At 62.8% G+C, this 23166-nt stretch carries 16 protein-coding genes; 14 read left to right on the top strand and 2 right to left on the bottom strand.

Annotated elements, in window-relative coordinates:
- Positions 1-86 precede the first annotated feature (86 nt).
- Positions 87-1682 (bottom strand): FMN-binding glutamate synthase family protein, encoded by a 1596-nt coding sequence (locus tag HWE04_RS08445; RefSeq protein WP_241812110.1) that lies wholly within the window; start codon positions 1680-1682, stop codon positions 87-89.
- A 302-nt stretch (positions 1683-1984) separates the two neighbouring features.
- Between HWE04_RS08445 and HWE04_RS08440 the strand changes: the two genes are divergently transcribed.
- From HWE04_RS08440 to HWE04_RS08375, 14 genes are all read left to right on the top strand, one after another.
- The gene (locus HWE04_RS08440; RefSeq protein ID WP_241812109.1) at positions 1985-4150 is read left to right on the top strand and encodes a putative bifunctional diguanylate cyclase/phosphodiesterase; all 2166 of its coding nucleotides are present in this window, start codon (positions 1985-1987) and stop codon (positions 4148-4150) included.
- Positions 4151-4548: 398 nt separating this feature from the next.
- A complete protein-coding gene (gene scpB, locus HWE04_RS08435) occupies positions 4549-5589 on the top strand; it encodes an SMC-Scp complex subunit ScpB (protein ID WP_241812108.1) in 1041 nt (346 codons plus the stop codon).
- Positions 5576-7666 carry a 23S rRNA pseudouridine(2605) synthase RluB gene (gene rluB / locus HWE04_RS08430; RefSeq protein WP_241812107.1) on the top strand — a complete coding sequence of 697 codons (2091 nt, stop codon included), beginning with the start codon at positions 5576-5578 and terminating at the stop codon, positions 7664-7666. Before scpB ends, rluB begins: the two co-directional genes overlap by 14 nt.
- A 385-nt stretch (positions 7667-8051) precedes the next feature.
- Complete coding sequence (gene rimP / locus HWE04_RS08425; protein WP_006464325.1) at positions 8052-8546, top strand: ribosome maturation factor RimP; 495 nt, start codon at positions 8052-8054, stop codon at positions 8544-8546.
- A complete protein-coding gene (gene nusA, locus HWE04_RS08420) occupies positions 8543-10102 on the top strand; it encodes a transcription termination factor NusA (protein ID WP_006464327.1) in 1560 nt (519 codons plus the stop codon). Before rimP ends, nusA begins: the two co-directional genes overlap by 4 nt.
- A 52-nt stretch (positions 10103-10154) precedes the next feature.
- Positions 10155-13028 (top strand): translation initiation factor IF-2, encoded by a 2874-nt coding sequence (gene infB / locus HWE04_RS08415; protein WP_241812106.1) that lies wholly within the window; start codon positions 10155-10157, stop codon positions 13026-13028.
- Positions 13029-13140: 112 nt separating this feature from the next.
- Positions 13141-13533 (top strand): 30S ribosome-binding factor RbfA, encoded by a 393-nt coding sequence (gene rbfA / locus HWE04_RS08410; RefSeq protein WP_006464329.1) that lies wholly within the window; start codon positions 13141-13143, stop codon positions 13531-13533.
- Between the two features lie 98 nt (positions 13534-13631).
- Positions 13632-14648, top strand: a complete 1017-nt coding sequence (truB, locus tag HWE04_RS08405) for a tRNA pseudouridine(55) synthase TruB (protein WP_241812105.1) — start codon at positions 13632-13634, stop codon at positions 14646-14648.
- Between the two features lie 183 nt (positions 14649-14831).
- A complete protein-coding gene (gene typA / locus HWE04_RS08400) occupies positions 14832-16673 on the top strand; it encodes a translational GTPase TypA (protein ID WP_006465521.1) in 1842 nt (613 codons plus the stop codon).
- A 614-nt stretch (positions 16674-17287) separates the two neighbouring features.
- On the top strand, positions 17288-18301 hold the full coding sequence (gene dusA / locus HWE04_RS08395) for a tRNA dihydrouridine(20/20a) synthase DusA (protein WP_274620082.1): 1014 nt from the start codon (positions 17288-17290) through the stop codon (positions 18299-18301).
- A gap of 66 nt (positions 18302-18367) precedes the next feature.
- A complete protein-coding gene (gene ribBA / locus HWE04_RS08390; RefSeq protein ID WP_241812104.1) occupies positions 18368-19489 on the top strand; it encodes a bifunctional 3,4-dihydroxy-2-butanone-4-phosphate synthase/GTP cyclohydrolase II in 1122 nt (373 codons plus the stop codon).
- A gap of 57 nt (positions 19490-19546) precedes the next feature.
- Positions 19547-20032: a 6,7-dimethyl-8-ribityllumazine synthase gene (ribH, locus tag HWE04_RS08385; RefSeq protein ID WP_006465461.1), complete on the top strand. Its 486-nt coding sequence runs from the start codon at positions 19547-19549 to the stop codon at positions 20030-20032.
- Positions 20033-20146: 114 nt separating this feature from the next.
- A complete protein-coding gene (nusB, locus tag HWE04_RS08380; protein WP_039877107.1) occupies positions 20147-20617 on the top strand; it encodes a transcription antitermination factor NusB in 471 nt (156 codons plus the stop codon).
- 116 nt (positions 20618-20733) lie between these two features.
- Positions 20734-21921 carry a pyridoxal phosphate-dependent aminotransferase gene (locus tag HWE04_RS08375; protein WP_241812103.1) on the top strand — a complete coding sequence of 396 codons (1188 nt, stop codon included), beginning with the start codon at positions 20734-20736 and terminating at the stop codon, positions 21919-21921.
- Positions 21922-22018: 97 nt separating this feature from the next.
- Here the strand turns inward: HWE04_RS08375 and HWE04_RS08370 are convergent, their stop codons facing one another.
- Positions 22019-23020 (bottom strand): transglycosylase SLT domain-containing protein, encoded by a 1002-nt coding sequence (locus HWE04_RS08370; protein ID WP_241812102.1) that lies wholly within the window; start codon positions 23018-23020, stop codon positions 22019-22021.
- Positions 23021-23166 lie beyond the last annotated feature (146 nt).

Here is a 23166-nt window from a genome sequence, read left to right as displayed (position 1 = left end):
CTGGCAGCATGAAAAAACCCGCAACTCTCCGAGCTGCGGGTTTTTTGTTGTCCGTCGCCAGGCGGTCGAGCAGCCGCCCGGGCGCTTCAGAATTCCGGGTGGAAACTTTCGGCGCGGGCAATGGGCCAGAACTTCTCATAGACCCGGTAGCGGTAATTGCCATCGACCAGGTCGTTGGGCTGCAGGTACTTGAGCACGTTGGACATCAGCTGGATCTCGTGATCGTTGATGCGCCGCACGATGTGGTGCGGACGCAGGGCCGAGGTGTGGGGCAGCCCGGCGGCCTGCACCAGTTCCTGCAGCGCATGCAGGGTGCTCTGGTGGAAGCGATGCACACGCTCGGCCTTGTCCGGCACGACCAGCGCGCGGGCGCGATTTGCGTTCTGGGTCGCCACGCCGGTGGGGCAGCGGTCGGTATGGCAGCTCTGCGACTGGATGCAACCCAGGGCGAACATGAAGCCACGCGCCGAATTGCACCAGTCTGCTCCCAGCGCCAGCGTGCGCGCCACGTCGAAGGCGGTGACGATCTTGCCACTGGCGCCGATCTTCACCTTGTCGCGCAAGCCGATGCCCACCAGGGTGTTGTGCACCATGACCAGCCCTTCCTGCAGCGGCATGCCGACGTGGTCCACGAATTCCAGGGGCGCGGCGCCGGTGCCGCCTTCGGAGCCGTCCACGGTAATGAAGTCAGGCACGATGCCGGTCTTGAGCATGGCCTTGGCGATGCCGAAGAATTCCCAGGGATGGCCCACGCACAACTTGATGCCGACCGGCTTGCCGCCGGACAGGCCGCGCAGCTTCTCGATGAATTCCAGCAACCCGATGGGGTTGGAGAAGGAAGAGTGCACCGCCGGGGAAATGCAGTCCACGCCCATGGGAATGCCACGGGTGGCGGCGATTTCCGGGGTGATCTTGGCCGCCGGCAACACGCCGCCGTGGCCGGGTTTGGCGCCTTGCGACAGCTTCACCTCGATCATCTTGATCTGCGGTGACTGCGCCTGGGCCGTGAATTTTTCTTCATTGAAGCTGCCATCGGCATTGCGGCAGCCGAAATAGCCGGAGGCGATCTGCCAGACCAGGTCGCCGCCGAATTCACGGTGGTATTCGGAGACCGAGCCTTCGCCGGTGTCATGGGCGAAATTACCTTTCTTGGCACCCTGGTTCAGTGCCCGGATGGCATTGGCCGAGAGCGAGCCGAAACTCATCGCCGAGACATTGAAGACCGACATCGAATACGGCTGGGCACGATCAGCGCCGACCGTTACGCGGAAGTCGTGGCTGGCGATCTTGGTCGGGGACAGCGAATGGCCGATCCATTCATGGCCGGCCTGTTGCATGTCCAGTTCGGTACCGAAGGGGCGGCTGTCGACCTCGGCCTTGGCACGCTGGTAGACGATACTGCGCTTCTTGCGCGAGAACGGGCGGCCGTCCATTTCATCTTCGAAGAAATACTGGCGCAGCTCCGGACGGATCGATTCGAACATGAAGCGGAAATGGCCGATCAGGGGATAGTTGCGCAGCACGGCGTGGCGCCGTTGTACCAGGTCATGGATGCCCAGCACGCTCAAGGCCAGCGGAATCAGGACCCAGGCCCAGTTCAGGGCATGGGTGGCCGCCAGTGCCAGCAGGACGACGGTCAGTACGAGCACCGCCCAGAAAACCAGATACCGATTTGCCCACATGGAAAAGTCCGTTTGTTGTCATTGTTGAACCGGTACCGACCAGTTGGTCAGTAGGCGGGGTTAGCAGGATTCTAACGCCCAGGGGCCAGCCGCGTGCGGGACGAACTGAGGGGTGTTTCCGGTCGATTTAGCGGTAAGGGCCGTCGCTGCCGGCGCGCCGGCCCGTTACGCGGGCAGTGGGCATCCTTATTGCTTTGCCGAATCATCACGCTGGCCGCCTTGGGGATTCGGCAGCCCGGCGTCCTCCATCTCCACAACCACACCAGCTCCTGCTCAGCAGAGGCGAGAGACACGATGTCGTTATGAAAACAGTTGCTTCACGCGCCCTGTGCCGCCATGAGCCCGGCCGGGACCAGGCCGTCGTGGCCATGGCGCGCCCGCCGCGCCTGCTGGAAACCTTGCTGGCCAACCTCGATGGCATGGTCTACCGTTGCCGCGACGACGCCTACTGGACCCTGGAATTCGTCAGCGACGGTTGCCAGGCGCTGACCGGCTACGCCCCGGGTGACCTGTTGCTCAACAGCCGCTTGTCCTTCCTGGAGCTGACCCATCCGGACGACCGTGACATGGTGCGCGCGCATATCGAGACATGCCTGCGCGAGCGCCGTCGCATCGATATCGAATATCGCATCGTGCATGCCGACGGCAGCCTGCGCTGGGTGTGGGAGCGGGGCGTGGGTCTGTACAACGCGGCCGGCAAGGTGGAGGCCCTGGAAGGCTTCCTGCAGGACGTGACCGAACGCAAGGAAGCCGCCCAGGCGCTGCAGGAAGCCGAGCGACGCTATCGCAGCATCTTCGAGAATGCCATCGAGGGGGTGTTCCAGACCACGCCCGATGGCACCTACATTGCCGTGAATCCGGCCCTGGCGCGCATCTATGGCTATCACTCGCCGGAAGACCTGATCGTGGGCCTGCGCGACATCAGCCACCAGCTCTATGTGGAGCCGGAGCGGCGGACCGAATTCATGCGCCTGATGGAGCAGCATGGCTCGGTGTCCAATTTCGAGTCGCGGGTGTACCGTCGCGATGGCGACATTATCTGGATTTCCGAGAATGCGCGCGCGGTCTACGACGACGCCGACAAGCTGATCTGCTACGAGGGCACGGTGGAGGCGATCACCGAGCGCAAGCTGTACGAAGCCGAGATGCGCCACCAGGCCACCCACGATGCCCTGACCGGCTTGCCCAACCGCAACATGCTGCATGAACACCTGCAGCGCGCCATTCAGGTGGCGCGCCAGAAGGGTGGCCTGACGGCGGTGGTGTTCGTGGACCTGGACCAGTTCAAGTTCATCAATGACAGCCTGGGCCACCAGGTCGGGGACGAATTGCTCAAGACCGTGGCGCAGCGCCTGCAAGCCTGCCTGCGCGATACCGATATGGTGGCGCGCCAGGGTGGCGACGAATTCGTGCTGGTGCTGCAGAACCAGACCGGCGGCGAGCAGGGCATTGCCGAGGTCATGCAACGTATCCTGGCGGCCGTGGCGCGCCCCTGGCAGGCCGGAGACCGTGAATTCCAGGTCACCGCCAGCATCGGCGTGAGCCGCTATCCGGCCGATGGCAAGGATGTGGAAACCCTCCTGAAGCAGGCCGATTCGGCCATGTACCGGGCCAAGGAGCAGGGGCGCAACAACTTCCAGTTCTTCGCCCCATGGATGGATACCCAGGTCAGCAACCGCCTGGAAATGCTGATCAACCTGCGTCGGGCGCTGGATCAGGACGAGTTCAAGCTGTACTACCAGCCCAAGCTCAGCTTGAAGGATGGCAGCGTCATCGGTGCCGAGGCGCTGATCCGCTGGCAGTCGCCTGAGCAGGGCATGGTGCCGCCGGACCGCTTCATTCCCTTCGCCGAGGATGCCGGCCTGATCGTGCCCATCGGCGAATGGGTGTTGCGCACCGCCTGTCACCAGAACAAGTGCTGGCAACAGGCCGGTTTGCCGACCATTCCGGTGGCGGTGAACCTGTCGCCGCGCCAACTGAACCAGAGCCTGCCGGATTTCGTCAGCGATGTGCTGGCCCAGAGCGGGCTGGCGCCATCCTGCCTTGAGCTGGAAATCACCGAGAACGTGGTCATGAAGGATGCCGAAAAAAGCGTGGCGACCCTGCATGCCTTGAAGCGCCTGGGCCTGCAGATCTCGGTGGATGACTTTGGCACGGGGTATTCCAGCCTGTCGTATCTGCGGCGCTTCCCGGTGGATGCGCTGAAGATCGACAAGTCCTTCGTGCGCGATATCGCCCGCGATGCCGACAGTGCGGCCATCGTCAAGGCGGTCATCTCCCTGGCCCATATCCTGAACCTGCGCGTCATCGCAGAAGGTGTGGAGGATGAGGAGCAGCATGCTTTCCTGAAGGAAAATGCCTGTGATGAGGTGCAGGGTTATTACTTTGGAAAGCCCATGGCGGTGGCCGATTTCACCGAATGGCTGACCCGGCGTGCGGGAAGCGGCCTGGCGGCGCCAGGTAAATAATCGTGCTCGGGGTGCAACAGGCTCCATCCACGGAAATCTTTGTGCTACACTCCGCGCAGAACTTTTTAATGCCTTGCGCCCGACCGCCGCAGCCTGTGCGGACAACAAAGTCTCCATGACGCAAGGCCGGTAGTTGAAAAGGTGCCAGTCGGCCGTCCGCAACCCCGCGACATGACGGCTTTGCGAAAGCGCGATACCTCCGCGACGCCGATTTGCCCGGGTCTTAGATTCCAGCTCATTCAATCTCCAAACACCGGAAGGTAGCGCCGCCGCATCCAGCACAGCGCAAGACTTGCCGTACCTGGCCTGATCGCGGGCCTGGTTTGTCGCAGCCCTGCGGGATGGAGATCAGCTGCAAGCCGAACTTTTGTTAACAACAAGACGCACAAGAGTGGTACATGAATATTGCTGAGGCCAAGAAAGTCCTCGAAACCGCATTGCTTTGCACGCATGAGCCGCTGTCGATCAATGACCTGAAGAAGCTGTACGTCGATCCCGAGAGCGATGAGAGCAGCGACGTCAATGCCGAGATGATCCGGCAGATGCTCGACGAGCTGCGTACCGAGTGGGCCGACAAGGGCGTGGAGGTGGTCAGCCTGTCCACCGGCTGGCGCTTCCAGAGCCGCAAGGAAATGAAGGTCTATCTGGAGCGCCTCAATCCGGAGAAGCCGCCCAAGTACACCCGCGCCACCCTGGAAACGCTGGCCATCGTCGCCTACCGCCAGCCGGTCACCCGCGGCGATATCGAAGAGATCCGCGGCGTGGCCGTCAATACCCAGACCATCCGCATGCTGGAAGACCGGGGCTGGATCGAGTCGATCGGCCATCGCGATGTGCCGGGACGACCGGCCTTGTTCGCGACGACACGCAAGTTCCTGGATGACCTTGGCCTGAGCTCGCTGGAGGAATTGCCACCGCTGCAGCAGGTCAGCGGCGAAGCGGCCGCACAGGGCGCGCTGCTGGAGTTGCAGGCCCTTGAGGGCGGCGTGGCTGCCCTGGCGGCAGAAGAACCGGACGAAGAGTCTGCAGACGCTACACCGGAACTGCCGGAAGCTGCCGATGAGGCAGACGCTGTACAGACTGCAGAGGCTGCAGAAACCGCAGAAACTGCCGCGATCGCCGAAGCGGTGGATGGTATCGACAGTGCGCCTGACGTCGATGACACCGAAGCGTTGGTCGGGCAGGCCGAAGCCGATGCTTCCGCAGATCACATGGATATTGCAGCCGCCGCCGGGGAAGAGCGCGCTGCGGGTAATCAGGACGACGCTTCCCCGGAAGCACCAGAACCTTTTGAGCAAGACGTTGCCGTAACTGGCACAGACGCCATCGAAGCCGCCGGCGAAGCGGCAGGCGAGCATAACGACACCACCGAGCGGGCCGATCAGCGGGAAGATGACGCGCGTCCGCCACATCCAGATTCGAAGAATGAAGCCAACTAGTTCCAAAGACGAGACCCAGGTCGAACTCGCAGCGGCTGCTGCCGCCACCACCGACAAGCCGGTGAAGAAGCGCACCCGCAAGCCTGCGGCCAGCGCCGCATCCGAGGCAGGCGAGGTGCCGGCGGCGCAAGCCGTGGCTGCCGATGCTGCTGCGCCGAAGAAGCGTGCTCCCCGTGCCAAGAAGGCAGTGGCCGAGGAATCGGCCCCGGTGGAGCAAGCTTCCGCCCAGGTTGCAGCTGCCCCTGCACAAGAGCCTGCCGAGCCGGTCAAGAAGCCACGCGCGACCAAGCCGCGCGCCAAGAAGGCCGATCAGGCCATCGAAAGCGCAGCCTCGGCCGCTTCTGCCCAGTTGAGCCTGGAGATCGAATCCGCGCCCGCGCCGGCCAAGCCCAAGCGCGCCGCCAAGCCCAAGTCGGCTGCCCAGGCTGAAGCGGCTCCGGCTGCTGCGGCACCGGCACCGGCGCCTGTCGAGCCGCCTAAGGTCATCGTCACCGTGGGTGAGGAAGTGGTGGCGCCGCCGGTGCTGCTGGACGCCCCGCTGGACCCGAACCGTGCCAAGCCCGCCCGTCGCGGCGTGCGCGGCCCCCGCGCCCTGCGCAACAACCGCGCTGCCCAGCGCGCTGCTGCCGGCGCTGAAGCAGGTGCTCCGGCCAAGGGCGAGAGCCCGTCGGCACCGGAACAGCCGCGCGGCCAGTTCGGCAAGAACAACGGCCACGGTGGTCAAAGTGGTCACAACGGCCAGCCCGGCCAGCAAGGTCAGCAAGGCAAGAAGAACTTCGACAAGAACGGCAAGAAGCCCAAGGCCCCGCAACTGGGGCTGCGCGCGACGGAGCCGGTGGACGACATCTTCTCCTATGTCACTTCGGAAGCCTATGATCGTGACGAAGGCGCCAAGGCCGGTGGTCGCCAGGCGCACCAGATGCGCGGCAAGAACGGTCGCCGCGACCTGACCGCCGAGGATGATGCTCCCAAGCTGCACAAGGTGCTGGCCGACGCAGGTCTGGGCTCGCGCCGCGACATGGAAGAGCTGATCGTCGCCGGCCGTGTCTCGGTCAATGGCGAGCCGGCCCACATCGGCCAGCGCATCCTGCCCACCGATGCCGTGCGCATCAATGGCAAGCTGATCCAGCGCAAGGTGAGCAAGCGTCCGCCGCGCGTGCTGGTGTACCACAAGCCCTCCGGTGAAATCGTCAGCCATGCCGATCCGGAAGGACGCAGTTCCGTATTTGACCGCCTGCCGACCATGAAGGCCGGCAAGTGGCTGGCCGTGGGGCGTCTGGACTTCAACACCGAAGGCCTGCTGCTGTTCACCACTTCCGGTGACCTGGCCAACCGCCTGATGCACCCGCGCTACAACATCGAGCGTGAATACGCCGTGCGTACCCTGGGTGAGCTGGAAGAGGGCATGCGCCAGAAGCTGTTGAGCGGCGTCGAACTCGATGATGGTCCGGCGCAGTTCTCGCGCATCGCCGATGGTGGTGGCGAAGGCGTCAACAAGTGGTATCGCGTGACCATCGGCGAAGGTCGCAACCGCGAAGTGCGCCGCATGTTCGAGGCGGTCGGCCTGACCGTGTCGCGCCTGATCCGTACCCGCTATGGCGCCATGACGCTGCCGCAGACCTTGAAGCGCGGTCGCTGGGAAGAGCTGGAAGAAAACGCCGTGCGCAACCTGATGGCGGCCTGCGGTCTGGAAAAACAGGCTGGCGAGGCCAAGTCGGGCAATGGTGGCAAGCCGCAGGGCAACGCGCCTCGCGGAAATGCGATGCAGAACAAGGGGCCGCAGAAGGGCCGCAGCAGCGGCAATTTCGGCAACCAGGGCGGCAATTACGGCGGCCAGGGTGGCAATGCCGGGGGCGGCAACTACGGTGGCGGCAATTACGGTGGTAACAAGGGCGGCAACAAGGGTGGCCAACCCAAGAGCCGCCAGCCTGACCCGCTGCAGACCGCATTGGGCTTCCCTGACGCCGGCAACGGCCAGCGCCGCGGCAATCGCCCGCAGCGTGGTGGCGGCAACAGCGCGGCCAACTACATGCTGGGCGGCCTGCCGGGCATGAATCGCCGTCGCGGCGGTCGCTGATGCAGTGAATTGTCCGGCGGCAATGCCGCGGACAATTCGGCCTGTCATGCTGCGATAAGCCCCGCAGGAGTGCGCCAATGACGTTTTTTATGGACGTTTTTGGTGCCTTCTTCACATTTCTGCCAATTCGGGATTTGCTGTCAATACCTGGATCGGTTATAATGTGTTAGTTAAACGCAACCTGCCGCGAATCGCATATGTGATAAATCATTGATAGATCCGCCTGCGCCCCGATGTGTTGGAAGTCCGGCGGTTCGCGTGATGTGTGATCTCGATTCGTGTAGAGATAACAAAAGATGGGCAGATGCCCATTTTTTTTTTGCTGTTCAATTTTGGATGTCTGCCTGCCACTCCGGCAAAGCAGCATTGTCATGGAGAAAAAGTCTTGCAATTGCTGGAACTGATCGAATCCACCCTTTCGGGCCTGGGCTACGAACTGGTCGAGTTCGAGAAGGCGCCGCGCGGTCTGGTGCGCGTCTTTATCGATTTCCCGTTCGATCCTGATGCGGAGGAAGCGCGTTCGATCACCGTCGAGGATTGCGAGAAGGCGACGCATCAACTGTTGCACGTCTTCACCGTGGAAGACGTGATCTATGAGCGTCTGGAGGTTTCCTCGCCCGGCCTGGATCGCCCCCTGAAGAAATTTACCGACTTCGTGCGTTTCGTGGATTGCGAAGCCGTGGTCAAGTTGCGCGTGCCGCTGCCTGGTACGTCCAACCGCAAGACCTACGAAGGCGTGCTGCGGGCGCCCGAAGGCGAGGAACTGGTACTGGAATTTGAAGCAAACGATGGGTCGGCTGCCGTGTTGAATTTCACGCTGGCCGATGTGGATAAGGCACACCTGGTGCCGCAGGTCGATTTTAGGAGTCGCAAAGGATGAGTCGCGAAATTTTGTTGTTGGTCGATGCGCTGGCGCGCGAAAAGAACGTCGATAAGGAAGTCGTCTTCGGCGCATTGGAGCATGCCCTGGCGCAGGCTACCAAGAAGCGCTATGAAGGCGAGGTCGACATTCGCGTCTCCATCGATCGCGAAAGCGGCGAGTTCGAATCCTTCCGCCGCTGGCACGTGGTGCCCGACGAAGCCGGCCTGCAACTGCCTGACCAGGAAGTGCTGCTGTTCGAAGCCAAGGAACAGTTCCCCGACATCGAAGTGGACGAATACATCGAAGACCCGATCGAGTCCGTGGAATTCGGCCGTCGCTTCGCACAGGACACCAAGCAGGTGGTCCTGCAGCGCATCCGTGATGCCGAACGCGAGCAGATCCTGGCCGACTTCCTGGCCCGTGGCGATGCCCTGGTGACCGGCACCATCAAGCGCATGGAGCGCGGTGACGCCATCATCGAATCCGGCAAGATCGAAGCCCGCCTGCCGCGCGACCAGATGATCCCCAAGGAAAACCTGCGCATCGGCGACCGTGTCCGTGCCTATATCCTGCGCGTGGATCGCGGCGCCCGTGGCCCGCAGGTGATCCTGTCGCGCACCGCGCCGGAATTCATCATGAAGCTGTTCGAGCTGGAAGTGCCGGAAATCGAACAAGGCTCGTTGGAAATCAAGTCTGCTGCACGTGATCCGGGCGTACGCGCCAAGATCGCCGTCTACACCGCCGACAAGCGCATCGACCCCATCGGTACCTGCGTGGGCATGCGCGGTTCGCGCGTGCAGGCCGTCACCGGTGAACTGGGTGGCGAGCGCGTGGACATCGTGCTGTGGTCGGAAGACCCGGCGCAGTTCGTCATCGGCGCGCTGGCCCCGGCCAACGTCACCTCCATCGTGGTCGATGAAGAGAAGCACGCCATGGACGTGGTGGTGGACGAAGAGAACCTGGCCATCGCCATCGGTCGCGGCGGTCAGAACGTGCGTCTGGCAGCCGAACTGACCCGCTGGCAGATCAACATCATGACGGCTGAGGAATCGGCCGACAAGTCGGCGGCCGAGACCGCGCTGATCCGTACGCTGTTCATGGAAAAGCTCGATGTTGACCAGGAAGTGGCCGACATCCTGGTCGAGGAAGGTTTCTCGACCCTGGAAGAAATCGCCTACGTGCCGATCACCGAGATGCTCGAGATCGAATCGTTCGACGAAGAGACCGTCAATGAGCTGCGCAACCGCGCCCGCGACGCCCTGGTGACCGAAGCGATCGCCTCCGAAGAAGGCCTGGAAGGCATGGAAGAGGAGCTGATCAACTTCGAAGGCCTGGACCGTGTGCTGGCCGGCAAGCTGGGTCTGGCTGGCGTGAAGACGCTGCCGGCCTTCGCCGGCCTGGCTTATGACGAATTCGGCGCGATCCTGGCCCTGCCTTCCGAGCGCGCGCGCCAACTGATTGAAAATGCATTTGAAGATGTGACCGACGATGAAATGAAGCTCATCGATTCCAAATACGATGAGCGCGCCAAGGCCCTGCAGGCCAAGGCATGGAGCGCAGTCGAAGGCCGCTGAGAAGCGGTGCGTCTCCACATCATCTGCCGAGCCACATAGAAAAGAGGACTGAATGGCGAGTAACAACGTTGCCCAATTTGCCACCGAGCTGAAAATGCCCGCTGATCTGCTGCTGACCCAGCTGCGTTCGGCCGGCGTCGAGAAGAGCTCTGCATCCGATTCCCTGTCGAAGGAAGACAAGGACCGCCTGCTTGAACACCTGCGCCGAGCGCGCGGGGCCGCGCCGGAAGGCGAGAAGAAAAAGATCACGCTGACCCGCAAGGAAACCACCGAGATCAAGCAGGCCGATGCAACCGGCAAATCGCGCACGATCCAGGTGGAAGTGCGCAAGAAGCGTACTTTCATCAAGCGTGACGAGCCCAGCGTGGACGAGACCGCAGCGCGTGCTGCGGCGCCTCAGCGCGATCCGGCCGTCGAAGCGCAGGAGCGTGAGCAGGAAGAGGCTCGCCGTCAGGCCGAACTGAAGGCTCAACAGGAGCGTCTGGACCAGCTGGAGGCCGAACGCGCCGCCCAGGCCAAGGCTGCCGAGCTGGAGCAGCAACGCATCCGCGAAGAAGCCGAGGCCGAAGCCAAGCGCCAGGCCGCGGAAGCGGCTGCTGCCGCCGCCGAAGCCGAGAAGGCCAAGGCTGCTGCCCCCGCCGCGACGGCTGCTGCCGCTGCTGCACCGGCTCCGGCGGTCGACCAGGCTGCCGAAGAAAAGAAGCGCGCTGCTGCCGAAGAAGCCAAGAAGAAGGCTGAAGCCGCCGCCAAGGAAGCCGCTGACCGTGCCGCCGCCGCTGACCGTGCGCGCAAGGCAGTGGAAGACGAAGTGGCACAGATCAAGGCCATGATGAATGCGCCGCGTCGCGTCATCAAGGCGCCTGAACCTGCTGCAGCCCCGGCCAAGACCTCCGAAGGCACGCTGCATAAGCCGGCGACCGCTGCCAAGCCGGGCGAGAAGAAGGATGACAAGAAGCCGGTCGTGGCTGCAGACAAGAAGTCGATCAAGTCGGCCAATGTCTCCTCGACCTGGCAGGACGATGCCAAGAAGCGTGGCACCGGCGGCATGAAGTCGCGCGGCGCTACCGGTGGCGGTGGTCGCGATGGTTGGCGTGCCGGCCCCAAGGGTCGTCGTCATTCGCATGGCGATGATCAGCGCGAAAGCAATTTCCAGGTGCCGACCGAGGCCGTGGTGCACGATGTCTACGTGCCGGAAACCATCACCGTGGCCGAAGTGGCCCACAAGATGGCGGTCAAGGCATCCGAGGTCATCAAGCACCTGATGAAGCTGGGCCAGATGGTCACCATCAACCAGGTGCTGGATCAGGAAACCGCGATGATCGTGGTGGAAGAAATGGGCCACCGTGCCCACGCCGCCAAGGCGGAAGATCCGGAAGCGCTGCTGGTCGAAGGCGAAGAACACGCCGATGCCGAAGCGCTGCCGCGTGCACCGGTGGTTACCGTCATGGGTCACGTCGACCACGGCAAGACCTCGCTGCTGGATTACATTCGTCGCACCAAGGTGGCCTCGGGTGAAGCCGGCGGCATCACCCAGCACATCGGTGCCTACCACGTGGAAACCCCGCGCGGCATGATCACCTTCCTGGATACCCCGGGCCACGAGGCGTTCACCGCCATGCGTGCCCGTGGTGCCAAGGCGACCGACATCGTGATCCTGGTGGTGGCAGCCGACGACGGCGTCATGCCCCAGACCAAGGAAGCGATCGCCCACGCCAAGGCTGGCGGCGTGCCGCTGGTGGTGGCGATCAACAAGATCGACAAGCCGGGTGCCAACCCCGACCGCGTCAAGCAGGAACTGATCGCTGAAGAAGTGGTGCCGGAAGAATACGGTGGCGATGCTCCGTTCATCCCGGTATCGGCCAAGACCGGCGAAGGCATCGACTCGCTGCTGGAAAACGTGCTGCTGCAGGCCGAAGTGCTGGAACTGACCGCACCGGTGGACGTGCCGGCCCGTGGCCTGGTGATCGAAGCCAAGCTGGACAAGGGCCGTGGCCCGGTGGCAACGATCCTGGTGCAATCCGGTACCTTGAAGCGCGGCGACGTCGTGCTGGCTGGTTCGGCCTATGGCCGCGTGCGCGCCATGCTGGACGAGAACGGCAAGAACATCGCCGAGGCAGGCCCGTCCCTGCCGGTGGAAATCCAGGGCCTGACCGAAGTGCCCTCCGCCGGTGAAGAAGTAGTGGTCATGACCGACGAGCGCAAGGCGCGTGAAATCGGCCTGTTCCGCCAGGGCAAGTTCCGCGACGTGAAGCTGGCCAAGCAGCAGGCCGCCAAGCTGGAAAACATGTTCGACCAGATGACCGAAGGCGAGGTCAAGAACCTGCCGATGATCATCAAGACCGACGTGCAAGGTTCGCAGGAAGCACTGGTGCAGTCGCTGCAGAAACTGTCCACCAGCGAAGTGCGCGTCCAGGTGGTGCATGCCGCCGTGGGTGGCATCAGCGAAAACGACGTCAACCTGGCGGTCGCCTCCAAGGCGGTCATCATCGGCTTCAACACCCGTGCCGACGCATCTGCTCGCAAGCTGGCAGAAGCCTCGGGCGTGGACATCCGTTACTACAACATCATTTACGATGCGGTGGACGAGGTGAAGGCTGCGATGTCCGGCATGCTGTCGCCGGAGAAGCGCGAACAGGCACTGGGTCTGGTGGAAATCCGCCAGGTGTTCGTGGTCAGCAAGGTGGGTTCGATCGCCGGCTGCTACGTGCTCGAAGGCCTGGTCAAGCGTGGCTCGCAAGTGCGTCTGCTGCGCAACAACGTGGTGGTGTGGACCGGCGAACTGGATTCGCTCAAGCGCTTCAAGGACGACGTCAAGGAAGTCAAGTCTGGCTTCGAGTGCGGTCTCTCGCTCAAGGGCTACAACGACATCGAAGTGGGCGATCAGCTCGAAATCTTCGAAGTCCAGGAAGTCGCCCGTACCCTGTAAAAAGGCAATATGCCGGCGTATCCTGATGGATGCGCCGGCTTCACTGGCAAGATCCGTCGCAGCAACGCGGGAATCCTCCCGCCACGCCATCGGCGGATTGTTTTTTTAAAGCATGGCAAAACATAGCAAATCCATTCCCGGGCGCGGCTTGCGCGTCGCCGACCAGATCCAGCGCGATCTGTCGGAGTTGATCGCCTTCGAGCTGAAGGACCCGCGGGTGGGCATGATCACCATTACCGAAGTGCAGGTCACGCCGGATTACGCGCACGCCAAGGTTTTCTTCACCACGCTGGTGGACAACCCGGATGCGATCAAGAACACCCTGGCTGGACTGCGCAAGGCGGGCGGTTACCTGCGTACCCAGCTGGGTCGGCGGCTGACTATCCACACCTTGCCGGAACTGCATTTCGTGCACGACAACTCGACCGCGCGCGGCATTGAAATGTCGCGCCTGATCGACGAGGCCAACGCTACCCGCGCCAAGGATTCGGACGACGAGGCCTGAGCCAGGCGTCGGCTGCGTCGTAGCATTGCAGTTTTCTCCTTCATCTTCGCACCGGTCTGCGATCCCTTCATCGGGGAGCGAGGCCGGTCTTGCATTTCATGGCTGACAATATGACGGCGGGCCCCGCGTCCGCTTCCCCCGATAGTGCGCCGGAGCAGGGCAAGCGCAGCAAGCGCGGCCAGCCGCAACGGCCGCCGCGTCCTCCGCGCGTGCCGGTGCATGGTGTGTTGCTGCTGGACAAGCCGGTGGGCCTGTCCTCCAACGACGCCCTGATCCGCGCCAAGCGTATGCTTAACGCGCCCAAGGCTGGCCATACCGGCACCCTGGATCCGTTCGCCACCGGCTTGCTGCCGCTGTGCTTCGGCGAAGCCACCAAGTTCTCGCAGGACCTGCTGGAAGCCGACAAGACCTACGAGGCGCTCGTGCACCTGGGTGTGCGCACCGATACTGGCGACACCGAGGGCCAGGTCATCGCTGAGCGGCCGGTGGAGGTCAGCGTGGCGCAGATCGAGGCCGCCCTGGCGCATTTCCGCGGCCCGATCAGCCAGGTTCCTCCCATGCACTCGGCCTTGAAGCGGGATGGCAAGCCCTTGTACGAATACGCCCGCGCCGGCATCACGCTGGAACGTGAGGCGCGCGACGTGACCATCCATGCGCTGGAGTTGCTGGATTACCAGGCGCCGATGTTGCGTATCCGCGTCACCTGCAGCAAAGGGACCTATATCCGCGTGCTGGGTGAAAATATCGGCGAGGTCCTGGGCTGCGGCGCGCACCTGAACGCACTGCGCCGCATCGGTGTCGGCCCGCTGACGCTGGAGGGTGCGGTCACGCTGGAACAGTTCGACGCTCCCGGTGACGTCGACTCCCGCAAGGCCATGTTGTTGCCCGTTGATGGCCTGCTGCGCAGCTTCCCGGCAGTGCAACTGACGGATGAGCTGGCGCGCCGCTTCCTGCACGGCCAGCGCCTGCCGCTGGGCAAGGAGGGTGTGCCCGTACCGGAGCAGACCGGCCGGGTGCGGGTCTATCGCAGTTCGGATGGCGCCTTGCTGGGTACCGGGTTGTTGCAGGAGTACGCCATCCTGGCGCCGGAACGGCTGGTGTCCGCGGCCTCCTAGAAATCAGCCAGACCCAGCACAAAAGCAGCACAAAACAGCAGCAAAGCGGCTTGCAGCAGGTCTTCCCGGGGGATGCTCCGGGCGCCGGCAAGCCGTTGAAAACACAGGTTTTTTCAAAGTTCATGCGTCGCAACATGCTATAATGCGCGCCTCCCAAGAATCGGCATTCCAACCACAGTCACCATGTCAAACAATATCCGCGCAATTCGCAACATCGCCATCATCGCCCACGTTGACCACGGCAAGACCACCCTGGTGGACCAGCTGCTGCGCCAGTCCGGTACCTTCCGCGACAACCAGCAAGTGGACAACCGCGTGATGGACTCCAACGACATCGAAAAGGAACGCGGCATCACCATCCTGTCGAAGAACTGCGCGGTGGAGTACAAGGGCACCCACATCAACATCGTCGATACCCCGGGCCACGCCGACTTCGGCGGTGAGGTCGAGCGCGTGCTGTCGATGGTCGACTCGGTGCTGCTGCTGGTGGATGCCCAGGAAGGCCCGATGCCGCAGACCCGCTTCGTGACCCGCAAGGCGCTGGCCCTGGGTCTGAAGCCGATCGTGGTCCTGAACAAGATCGACCGCCCGGGCGCACGCGCCGAGTGGGCCATCAACGCCACCTTCGAACTGTTCGACAAGCTGGGTGCCACCGAAGAACAGCTGGACTTCCCCGTGATCTACGCCTCGGGCCTGAACGGCTACGCCAGCCTGGACCCGGAAGCGCGCGGCGGCAGCATGGAGCCGCTGTTCGACGCCATCCTGAAGTACGTCCCGGCCCGCAAGGATGACCCGGACGCACCGCTGCAACTGCAGATCACCTCGCTGGAATACTCGTCCTACGTCGGCAAGATCGGCGTCGGCCGTATCCTGGCCGGTCGCGTCAAGGGCGGTCAGGACGTGGTCTGGATGAACGGTCCCGAAGACAAGCCCACCAAGGCCCGCATCAACCAGGTGCTGACCTTCAAGGGTCTGGAGCGCGTGTTGGTGGACGAGGCCCTGGCCGGCGACATCGTGCTGATCAACGGTATCGAGGAAATCGGCATCGGCTCCACCATCTGCTCGCCGGATGCGCCCAATGGCCTGCCGATGCTGAAGGTCGACGAACCGACCCTGACCATGAACTTCATGGTCAACACCTCGCCGCTGGCTGGCCGCGAAGGCAAGTTCGTCACCACCCGCCAGATCCGCGATCGCCTGGAAAAGGAACTGAAGTCCAACATGGCCCTGCGCGTGGTGCAGGCCGAGAACGACGACTCGACCTACGAAGTGTCGGGCCGTGGCGAATTGCACCTGACCATCCTGATCGAAAACATGCGCCGCGAAGGCTTCGAACTGGCCGTGTCGCGTCCGCGCGTGGTGTTCCGCATGGTGGATGGCGTTCGTGAAGAGCCGTACGAAAACCTGACCGTCGATGTCGAAGAAACCCACCAGGGTGGCGTGATGGAAGAACTGGGCCGCCGTCGTGGCGACCTGCAGAACATGGAACCGGACGGTAAGGGCCGTGTGCGCCTGGAATACCACATCCCGGCACGTGGCCTGATCGGCTTCCAGGGTGAATTCATGACCCTGACCCGCGGTACCGGTCTGATGAGCCACGTGTTCGACGACTACAAGCCGGTTGACACCACCAAGGGTGAACTGGCCGGCCGTCGCAACGGCGTGCTGATCTCCCAGGATGACGGCGCCGCCGTGGCGTACGCACTGTGGAAGCTGCAGGATCGTGGCCGCATGTTCGTCAGCCACAACGACCCGGTGTATGAAGGCATGATCATCGGCATCCACTCGCGCGACAACGACCTGGTGGTCAACCCCATCAAGGGCAAGCAGCTGACCAACGTGCGTGCTTCCGGTACCGACGAAGCCGTGCGCCTGGTGCCGCCCATCGAGCTGTCGCTGGAATACGCGGTGGAATTCATCGAGGACGACGAACTGGTCGAAGTCACTCCGAAGAGCATCCGACTGCGCAAGCGTCACCTGAAGGAACACGAGCGCAAGAAGGCATCGCGCGAAGAATCGGTCTAAGGAGCAGGGCGGCCGGTAACGGTCGCTGGAGTGGGACGGGTTGTGTTGATATGTGGTTTGTGAATAACTGATATCAGCACAATAAAGCAGACAGCCATGATGCACTGCCATATAGTTACACCTGTCTCCTCCAATTTCCTCCTAAAGAATTGGATTCAAGCCCGCAACTTCGGTTGTGGGCTTTTTTTTTTGCCGATTTCGCCGGATCGACCGATGAGGCGCTTTTCAGGCTGCCCGGCGGTGTTTCGGCGGCGGATTTGTCTTCATCTCTTTGTCAGTAGAGATGAACATTTGTCCAAAATAGATTTTGTTGCGCTGTTTTTGTGCATTGCGAAATGACGACTGCCGGTTTGTGGTGCAGAATCGAGTCCGCTGTACGAAAAATCCTATCTCGAAGAGGATAGAGGGGACACCAGCCCGCAACGCGCAAGCCTTGCGGGCTTTCTATTTGTCGCTGCTATCTGCCATTGCTAGCCATTGCTGGCGTAAGCTGGAAAGACCCTCGGGACGGCGCCGAAGTACCATTGCGATGATTGCGGCGAGTGTGGCTATCCCATCGTCGCCCCCGCGCCCGAAGGCGCAAACGAACCTTGATTGATGCATTTCGTCAGCCCATGAAGAAAGACCTGCCTCCGCGCACCCTGAGCGTCGCTCCGATGATGGACTGGACCGATCGCCACTGCCGCGTCTTCCACCGCCAGATCACGCGCCATACCTGGCTCTACACCGAGATGGTGACCACCGGTGCGCTGCTGCACGGGGACGTGCCGCGCCATCTCGATTTCGATGAGCAGGAGCATCCTGTCGCCCTGCAACTGGGTGGCAGCGAGCCGGCCGACCTGGCGCACAGTGCGAAACTGGGCGAGCAATGGGGGTATGACGAGATCAACCTGAACTGCGGCTGCCCCTCCGAGCGCGTGCAGAAGGGGGCGTTCGGCGCCTGCCTGATGGGCGAGCCGGCGCTGGTCGCCGATTGCGTCAAGGCCATGCGCGATGCGGTGTCGATTGATGTGACGGTAAAGCATCGCATCGGCATCGACCAGGTCGAGTCCTACGACTTCGTGCGTGACTTTGTTGGACAGATTGCCGATGCCGGTTGCAAGACCTTCATCGTGCATGCCCGCAACGCCATCCTCAAGGGCCTGAGCCCCAAGGAAAACCGCGAAATCCCGCCACTGAAGTATCACTACGCCTATCAGCTCAAGAAGGATTTCCCGGAGCTGGAAATCCTCATCAACGGCGGTATCAAGACCCTGCCCGAGATCGATGAGCATCTCCGGCATGTGGACGGCGTCATGCTGGGCCGCGAGGCGTATCACAATCCCTACCTGATGGCGGCTTTCGATGCCCGCTACTACGGCGATCTGGAGGGTGGCCGCCAGCCCAGCCGGGTTGAGGTGATCGAAGCGATGTTGCCGTATATCAAGCGTCAGCTGGAACTGCACGGCGACAATGGCCGCGGCCTGCGCCTCAACAGCATCACCCGCCACATGCTGGGCTTGCTGACCGGCATGCCCGGCGCGCGTGCCTTCCGCCAGACCCTGTCGGACTCCAAACGCCTGGCGCTGGGGGACCCGGCGCTGTTGCTGGAAGCCCTGCAGCGTACCCAGGCCGCACAGGCCGCGTAATTGCGCAACGGAGGAGGCCCGCAATCCTTTAAAATAGCGGGTTCCAATTGGGAAAAGAGCTCGAATATGCCACTTGCTACAACCGAAGAAATCGTCGCCGAACTCCGTGCCGGTCGCATGGTGATCCTGGTCGATGAAGAAGACCGCGAAAACGAAGGTGACCTGGTGCTGGCCACCGACTTCGTGACGCCCGAAGCCATCAATTTCATGGTCACGCATGCGCGTGGCCTGGTCTGCCTGACGCTGACCGAAGAGCACGTGGATCAGCTCGACCTGCCGCTCATGGCCACCCGCAACGGCACGGCCTACGGCACCAATTTCACCGTTTCCATCGAAGCCGCCGAAGGCGTCACCACCGGCATCTCCGCCGCCGACCGCGCGCGTACCATCCAGGTGGCCGCCTCCAAGGGCGCCAAGCCCTCCGATCTGGTGCAGCCGGGGCATATCTTCCCCTTGCGCGCCCAGAAGGGTGGCGTGCTCATGCGCGCCGGCCATACCGAAGCCGGTTGCGACCTGACGGCCATGGCCGGACTCACGCCGGCGTCGGTGATCTGCGAAATCCTGAAGGAAGACGGCACCATGGCCCGTCTGCCGGACCTGCTGGAATTTGCCGAGAAGCACAAACTGAAGATCGGTACTATCGCCGACCTGATCCATTACCGCAGCCGTAACGAGAGCATCATCGAACGCGTGGCCGAGCGCGAGATGCAGACCGCCCATGGTACGTTCAAGGCCATCGCCTATCGTGACACGCCCTCTGGTGGCGCCCACCTGGCGCTGGTGCGTGGCGACATCCAGCCGGGCCAGGAGACCCTGGTGCGTGTGCATCAGCCGGTATCCATCCTGGACCTGCTGGAAGCCGGCGTGACCACCCACTCGTGGAACCTGGCTTCGGCCATGAAGGCGGTGCAGGAAGCGCCGTCCGGCGTGATCGTGCTGCTCAACTGCGAAGAATCGGCGCAGCAGATGTTCGACCAGTTCGGCGCCCTGAACAAGGTCGGTACCCCCGAGGCGGCCAAGCCGACCCGTGCCGACCGCATGGACCTGCGCACCTACGGCATCGGTGCCCAGATCCTCAAGGATCTCGGCGTGTGCAAGATGAAGCTGCTGGCCAGCCCGCGCAAGATGCCGTCGATGGCCGGCTTCCAGTTGGAAGTCACCGGCTACCAGACCCGCGACGGGGCCTGATTGCAGGACGACACGATTACGCAATTACGCAAGTCAACCAATCGAGAAGGAACAGCCATGACCATCGGAACCTATGAACCAGACTTCAATGGCGAAAGCTTGCGCATCGGCATCGTGCAGGCGCGCTTCAATGAAGACGTCTGCCACGGCCTGCTGGCCGCTTGCCTGGCCGAGCTGAAGCACCTGGGCGTGGCCGACGAGGATATCCTGCACGTGACCGTGCCGGGCGCGCTGGAAATCCCGCTGGCACTGCAGAAGATGGCCGAGACCGAACAGTTCGACGCCCTGATCGCGCTGGGCGCGGTCATCCGCGGCGAGACCTATCACTTCGAACTGGTCTCCAATGAATCCGGCGCCGGCATCACCCGCATCGGCCTGGACTTCGGTCTGCCCATCGCCAATGCCGTGCTCACCACCGAGAACGACGAACAGGCCGAGGTCCGCATGGCCGAGAAGGGCGCCGATGCCGCGCGCGTCGCGGTGGAAATGGCCAACCTGTCCATCGTCCTGGAAGAACTCGGCCAGGCCACCGAAGAAGAATAAGTCCCTCCCGCCGTGCCGCTTGCAGCGCAGGCGGCACGGCAGTGCCGCAGCCTGTCATGGGGCGGCACTCGCATTCATCAGTTTCAGTCATTCAAGGCCCCGGCCGCATTCATCATGTCGAACAAATCTCAACACGCCAATTCGAACAAGAACCGCACCCCGCGTCACCGCGCCCGCGAGTTCGCGTTGCAGGGCTTGTACCAGTGGCTGCTCAACCACGAGCATGCGGGCGCCATCGAAGCCCACATCCGCGAAGCCCACGGTTTCGACAAGGCCGACGCCGAGCATTTCGATGCGCTCCTCACCGGTGCCATCCGCGATGCCGAGAAGCTGCGCGCCGGCCTCTCGCCGCTGATCGACCGTCCCATCAAGGAACTGTCGCCGGTGGAACACGCAGCCCTGCTGATCGGCGCCTACGAGCTGCAGAACCACATCGAGATTCCCTACAAGGTGGTCATCAACGAAGCGGTCGAACTGACCAAGTCCTTCGGCGGCATCGATGGTCACAAGTACGTCAACGGTGTGCTGGACCGTTTCGCGGCCCAGACGCGTGCTACTGAAGTGGAAGCCGCTGGCCGTCGCTGAGCCGGATGGGGCTCGCCTTTGTGGTGAGCCTGCGGGCCGGCGTTGATCGTCCCGCGTTTGCTCCTGTTTTGCCCCCGTTTTGTCACTGTTGTGTGTTCGTTGTCGGGAATTAGTGCATGAACCTGAATCAACTGGCTGCACGTCTGCAGCACATCGCCCCCTTCCATGTGATGGAATTGTCCAAGAAGGCGGCCGTTCTGGAGGAGCAGGGACGCCACCTGATCCACATGGGCATCGGCGAGCCTGACTTCACGGCCCCGCCTGCCGTCGTGGAGGCGGCGACCCGCGCCATGGCCGAGGGCAAGATGCAGTACACCTCGGCGACCGGCCTGCCGGCCTTGCGCACAGCGATCTCGCAGCACTATCGCCAGGTCTATGGCCTGGACATCGCGCCGGAGCGTATCGTCATCACCGCGGGTGCCTCTGCGGCGCTGTTGCTGGCCTGTGCGGCGCTGGTGGACCGTGGCAGCGAAGTGCTGATGCCGGACCCCAGCTATCCTTGCAATCGCCATTTCGTGGCCGCCTTCGAAGGTCAGGCCCGGCTCATTGCCAGCGGCCCGGAACACCGTTTCCAGTTGTCGGCCCAGACGGTGCGCGAGCACTGGAGCGAGGCCACCCGGGGCGTGCTGCTGGCGTCGCCATCCAACCCCACCGGGACCTCGATTCTTCCCGATGAACTACGTGCCATCGTCGGCGAAGTCCGGCAGCGTGGGGGCTTTACCATCGTCGATGAAATCTACCAGGGCCTGTCCTACGAGGGCGAGCCGTTCTCGGCGCTGTCGTTGGGCGATGACGTGGTGGTCATCAACAGCTTCTCCAAGTATTTCAACATGACCGGATGGCGCCTGGGTTGGCTGGTATTGCCGCCGGCGTTGGTGCCGCAGATCGAGAAGCTGGCGCAGAACCTGTTGATCTGTGCCTCGTCGATCGCGCAGCATGCGGCGGTGGCCTGCTTCACGCCGGAAACCATCGCGATCTATGAAGAGCGCAAGGCCGAATTCAAGCGTCGTCGCGACTACATCGTGCCGGCACTGGAAAGCCTGGGATTCACCGTACCGGTGGTGCCGGACGGGGCCTTCTATGTCTATGCCGACTGTAGCGCGCTGTCTGATGATGCCGACCAGCTGAGCCTGGAGATGCTCAACGAAGCCGGCGTGGTGCTGGTGCCTGGCCTGGATTTCGGTCCCTTCACGGCGCGTCGTTATATCCGCCTGTCCTATGCCACGTCGATGGAAAACCTGCAGGAGGCGGTAGCGCGTCTGCGCGTATTCTTCGCGCAGCGTCAGAAGGAAAAGGCCGCCTGAGCCGGGAGCCTGGCAGCGGCCATAAAAAAAAGGAGCCCGAGGGCTCCTTTTTTGCGTTCTGAATACCGGTAATATCCAAATCGCAACGCACTGGCCCTTATAGGGCAGCGAGTTGTTCTTCCGCCTTCGGCTTGGCAGCCGATGCCACATTGTTGTTGGCCGGCTTGGGTTGCTCGGCGCTGGCCGCCACACCCGAGGCCGGCGGCAGCTTGACGGTTGCCGTGGTGTAGATGGAGATGTTCTTGCCCATCGCGACCTGCTTCAGGTTCTGGTACTCGGACAATACCTTGATGCCATAACCGCCGTCGTTGGACATATCGGCCGCGCCGACGTAGCTCTTCAGACCTGCTTCGACGGAGCCGCCACGGGTGACATATTCCTTCAGGATCTGCGAACCGACGCGAATGTTGGCGACCGGATTGAGGGCTGCCTTGATGCCGCCCAGCTCCTGGAACTTGTCGTGGTGCACCTTGGCCATCACCTGCATCAGTCCCTGCGCGCCCATCGGGCTCTCGGCGAAGGGATTGAAGCGCGATTCGATGGCGATCACCGACAGGATCAGCAGCGGATCGAGCTTGATGTCACGGGCCGTCAGGTAGGCGGCCGACACCAGCATGTCGGCAGCGTCACTGGCCACGCGATAGCGCTTGGCCAGCCAGTTGGTGACCAGCTTCTGCTGACGCGGGTTGCCCAGCAACTGGCGATCTTCGGCCGACAGGTTCTGCGCTGCCAGCGGGGTGATCGGCGCAGGCTGCACCGTATCGGCCGCCATCACGCCTGCCAGGGCGGTGGTGGGAGCCACGGGTGCCGTGGGCGACATCAGCTCGGCCAGACCCGGAGTGGCCGGGGCGTCGGCTTGCTGGACTTCTTCCGTGGCGTCGGAGAAGGGGGACATGCTGATCAGCTTGTCGGCCAGGTCCGGATTGAAGAACATCAGGCCCAGCACGAACAGCGCGGCAATGCCGAGTATCGTCAGAACACGATGGGCGATGCCGAAAAATTGAGCAATGCGCGAGTTGCCGGAGAGATTCCGGAAATTCACGCGGCGAAGCACCTGCGGGGCGCCTGATAAAGGCGCCTCGGAAGCTTGGTTGGACATTGAACCTCCTGCATTATTGCGGCAAAAACAGGGCTCGCCTGGCCAAGAAGTGAAGACCAAACGGCTGAACTGTCGTCGCTGCAATCTATTACGTTACCGTCGCAAGGCGTTACGGCAAGGCCATCCGCGAGGCCTGCTGGCCCTGC

It is taken from the genome of Herbaspirillum sp. C7C2 (genome assembly GCF_022627865.1).
GTDB lineage: Bacteria > Pseudomonadota > Gammaproteobacteria > Burkholderiales > Burkholderiaceae_D > Herbaspirillum > Herbaspirillum frisingense.
The sequence above is the reverse complement of the archived record's forward strand: the minus strand, read 5'-3'. Positions and strand labels throughout refer to the sequence as shown.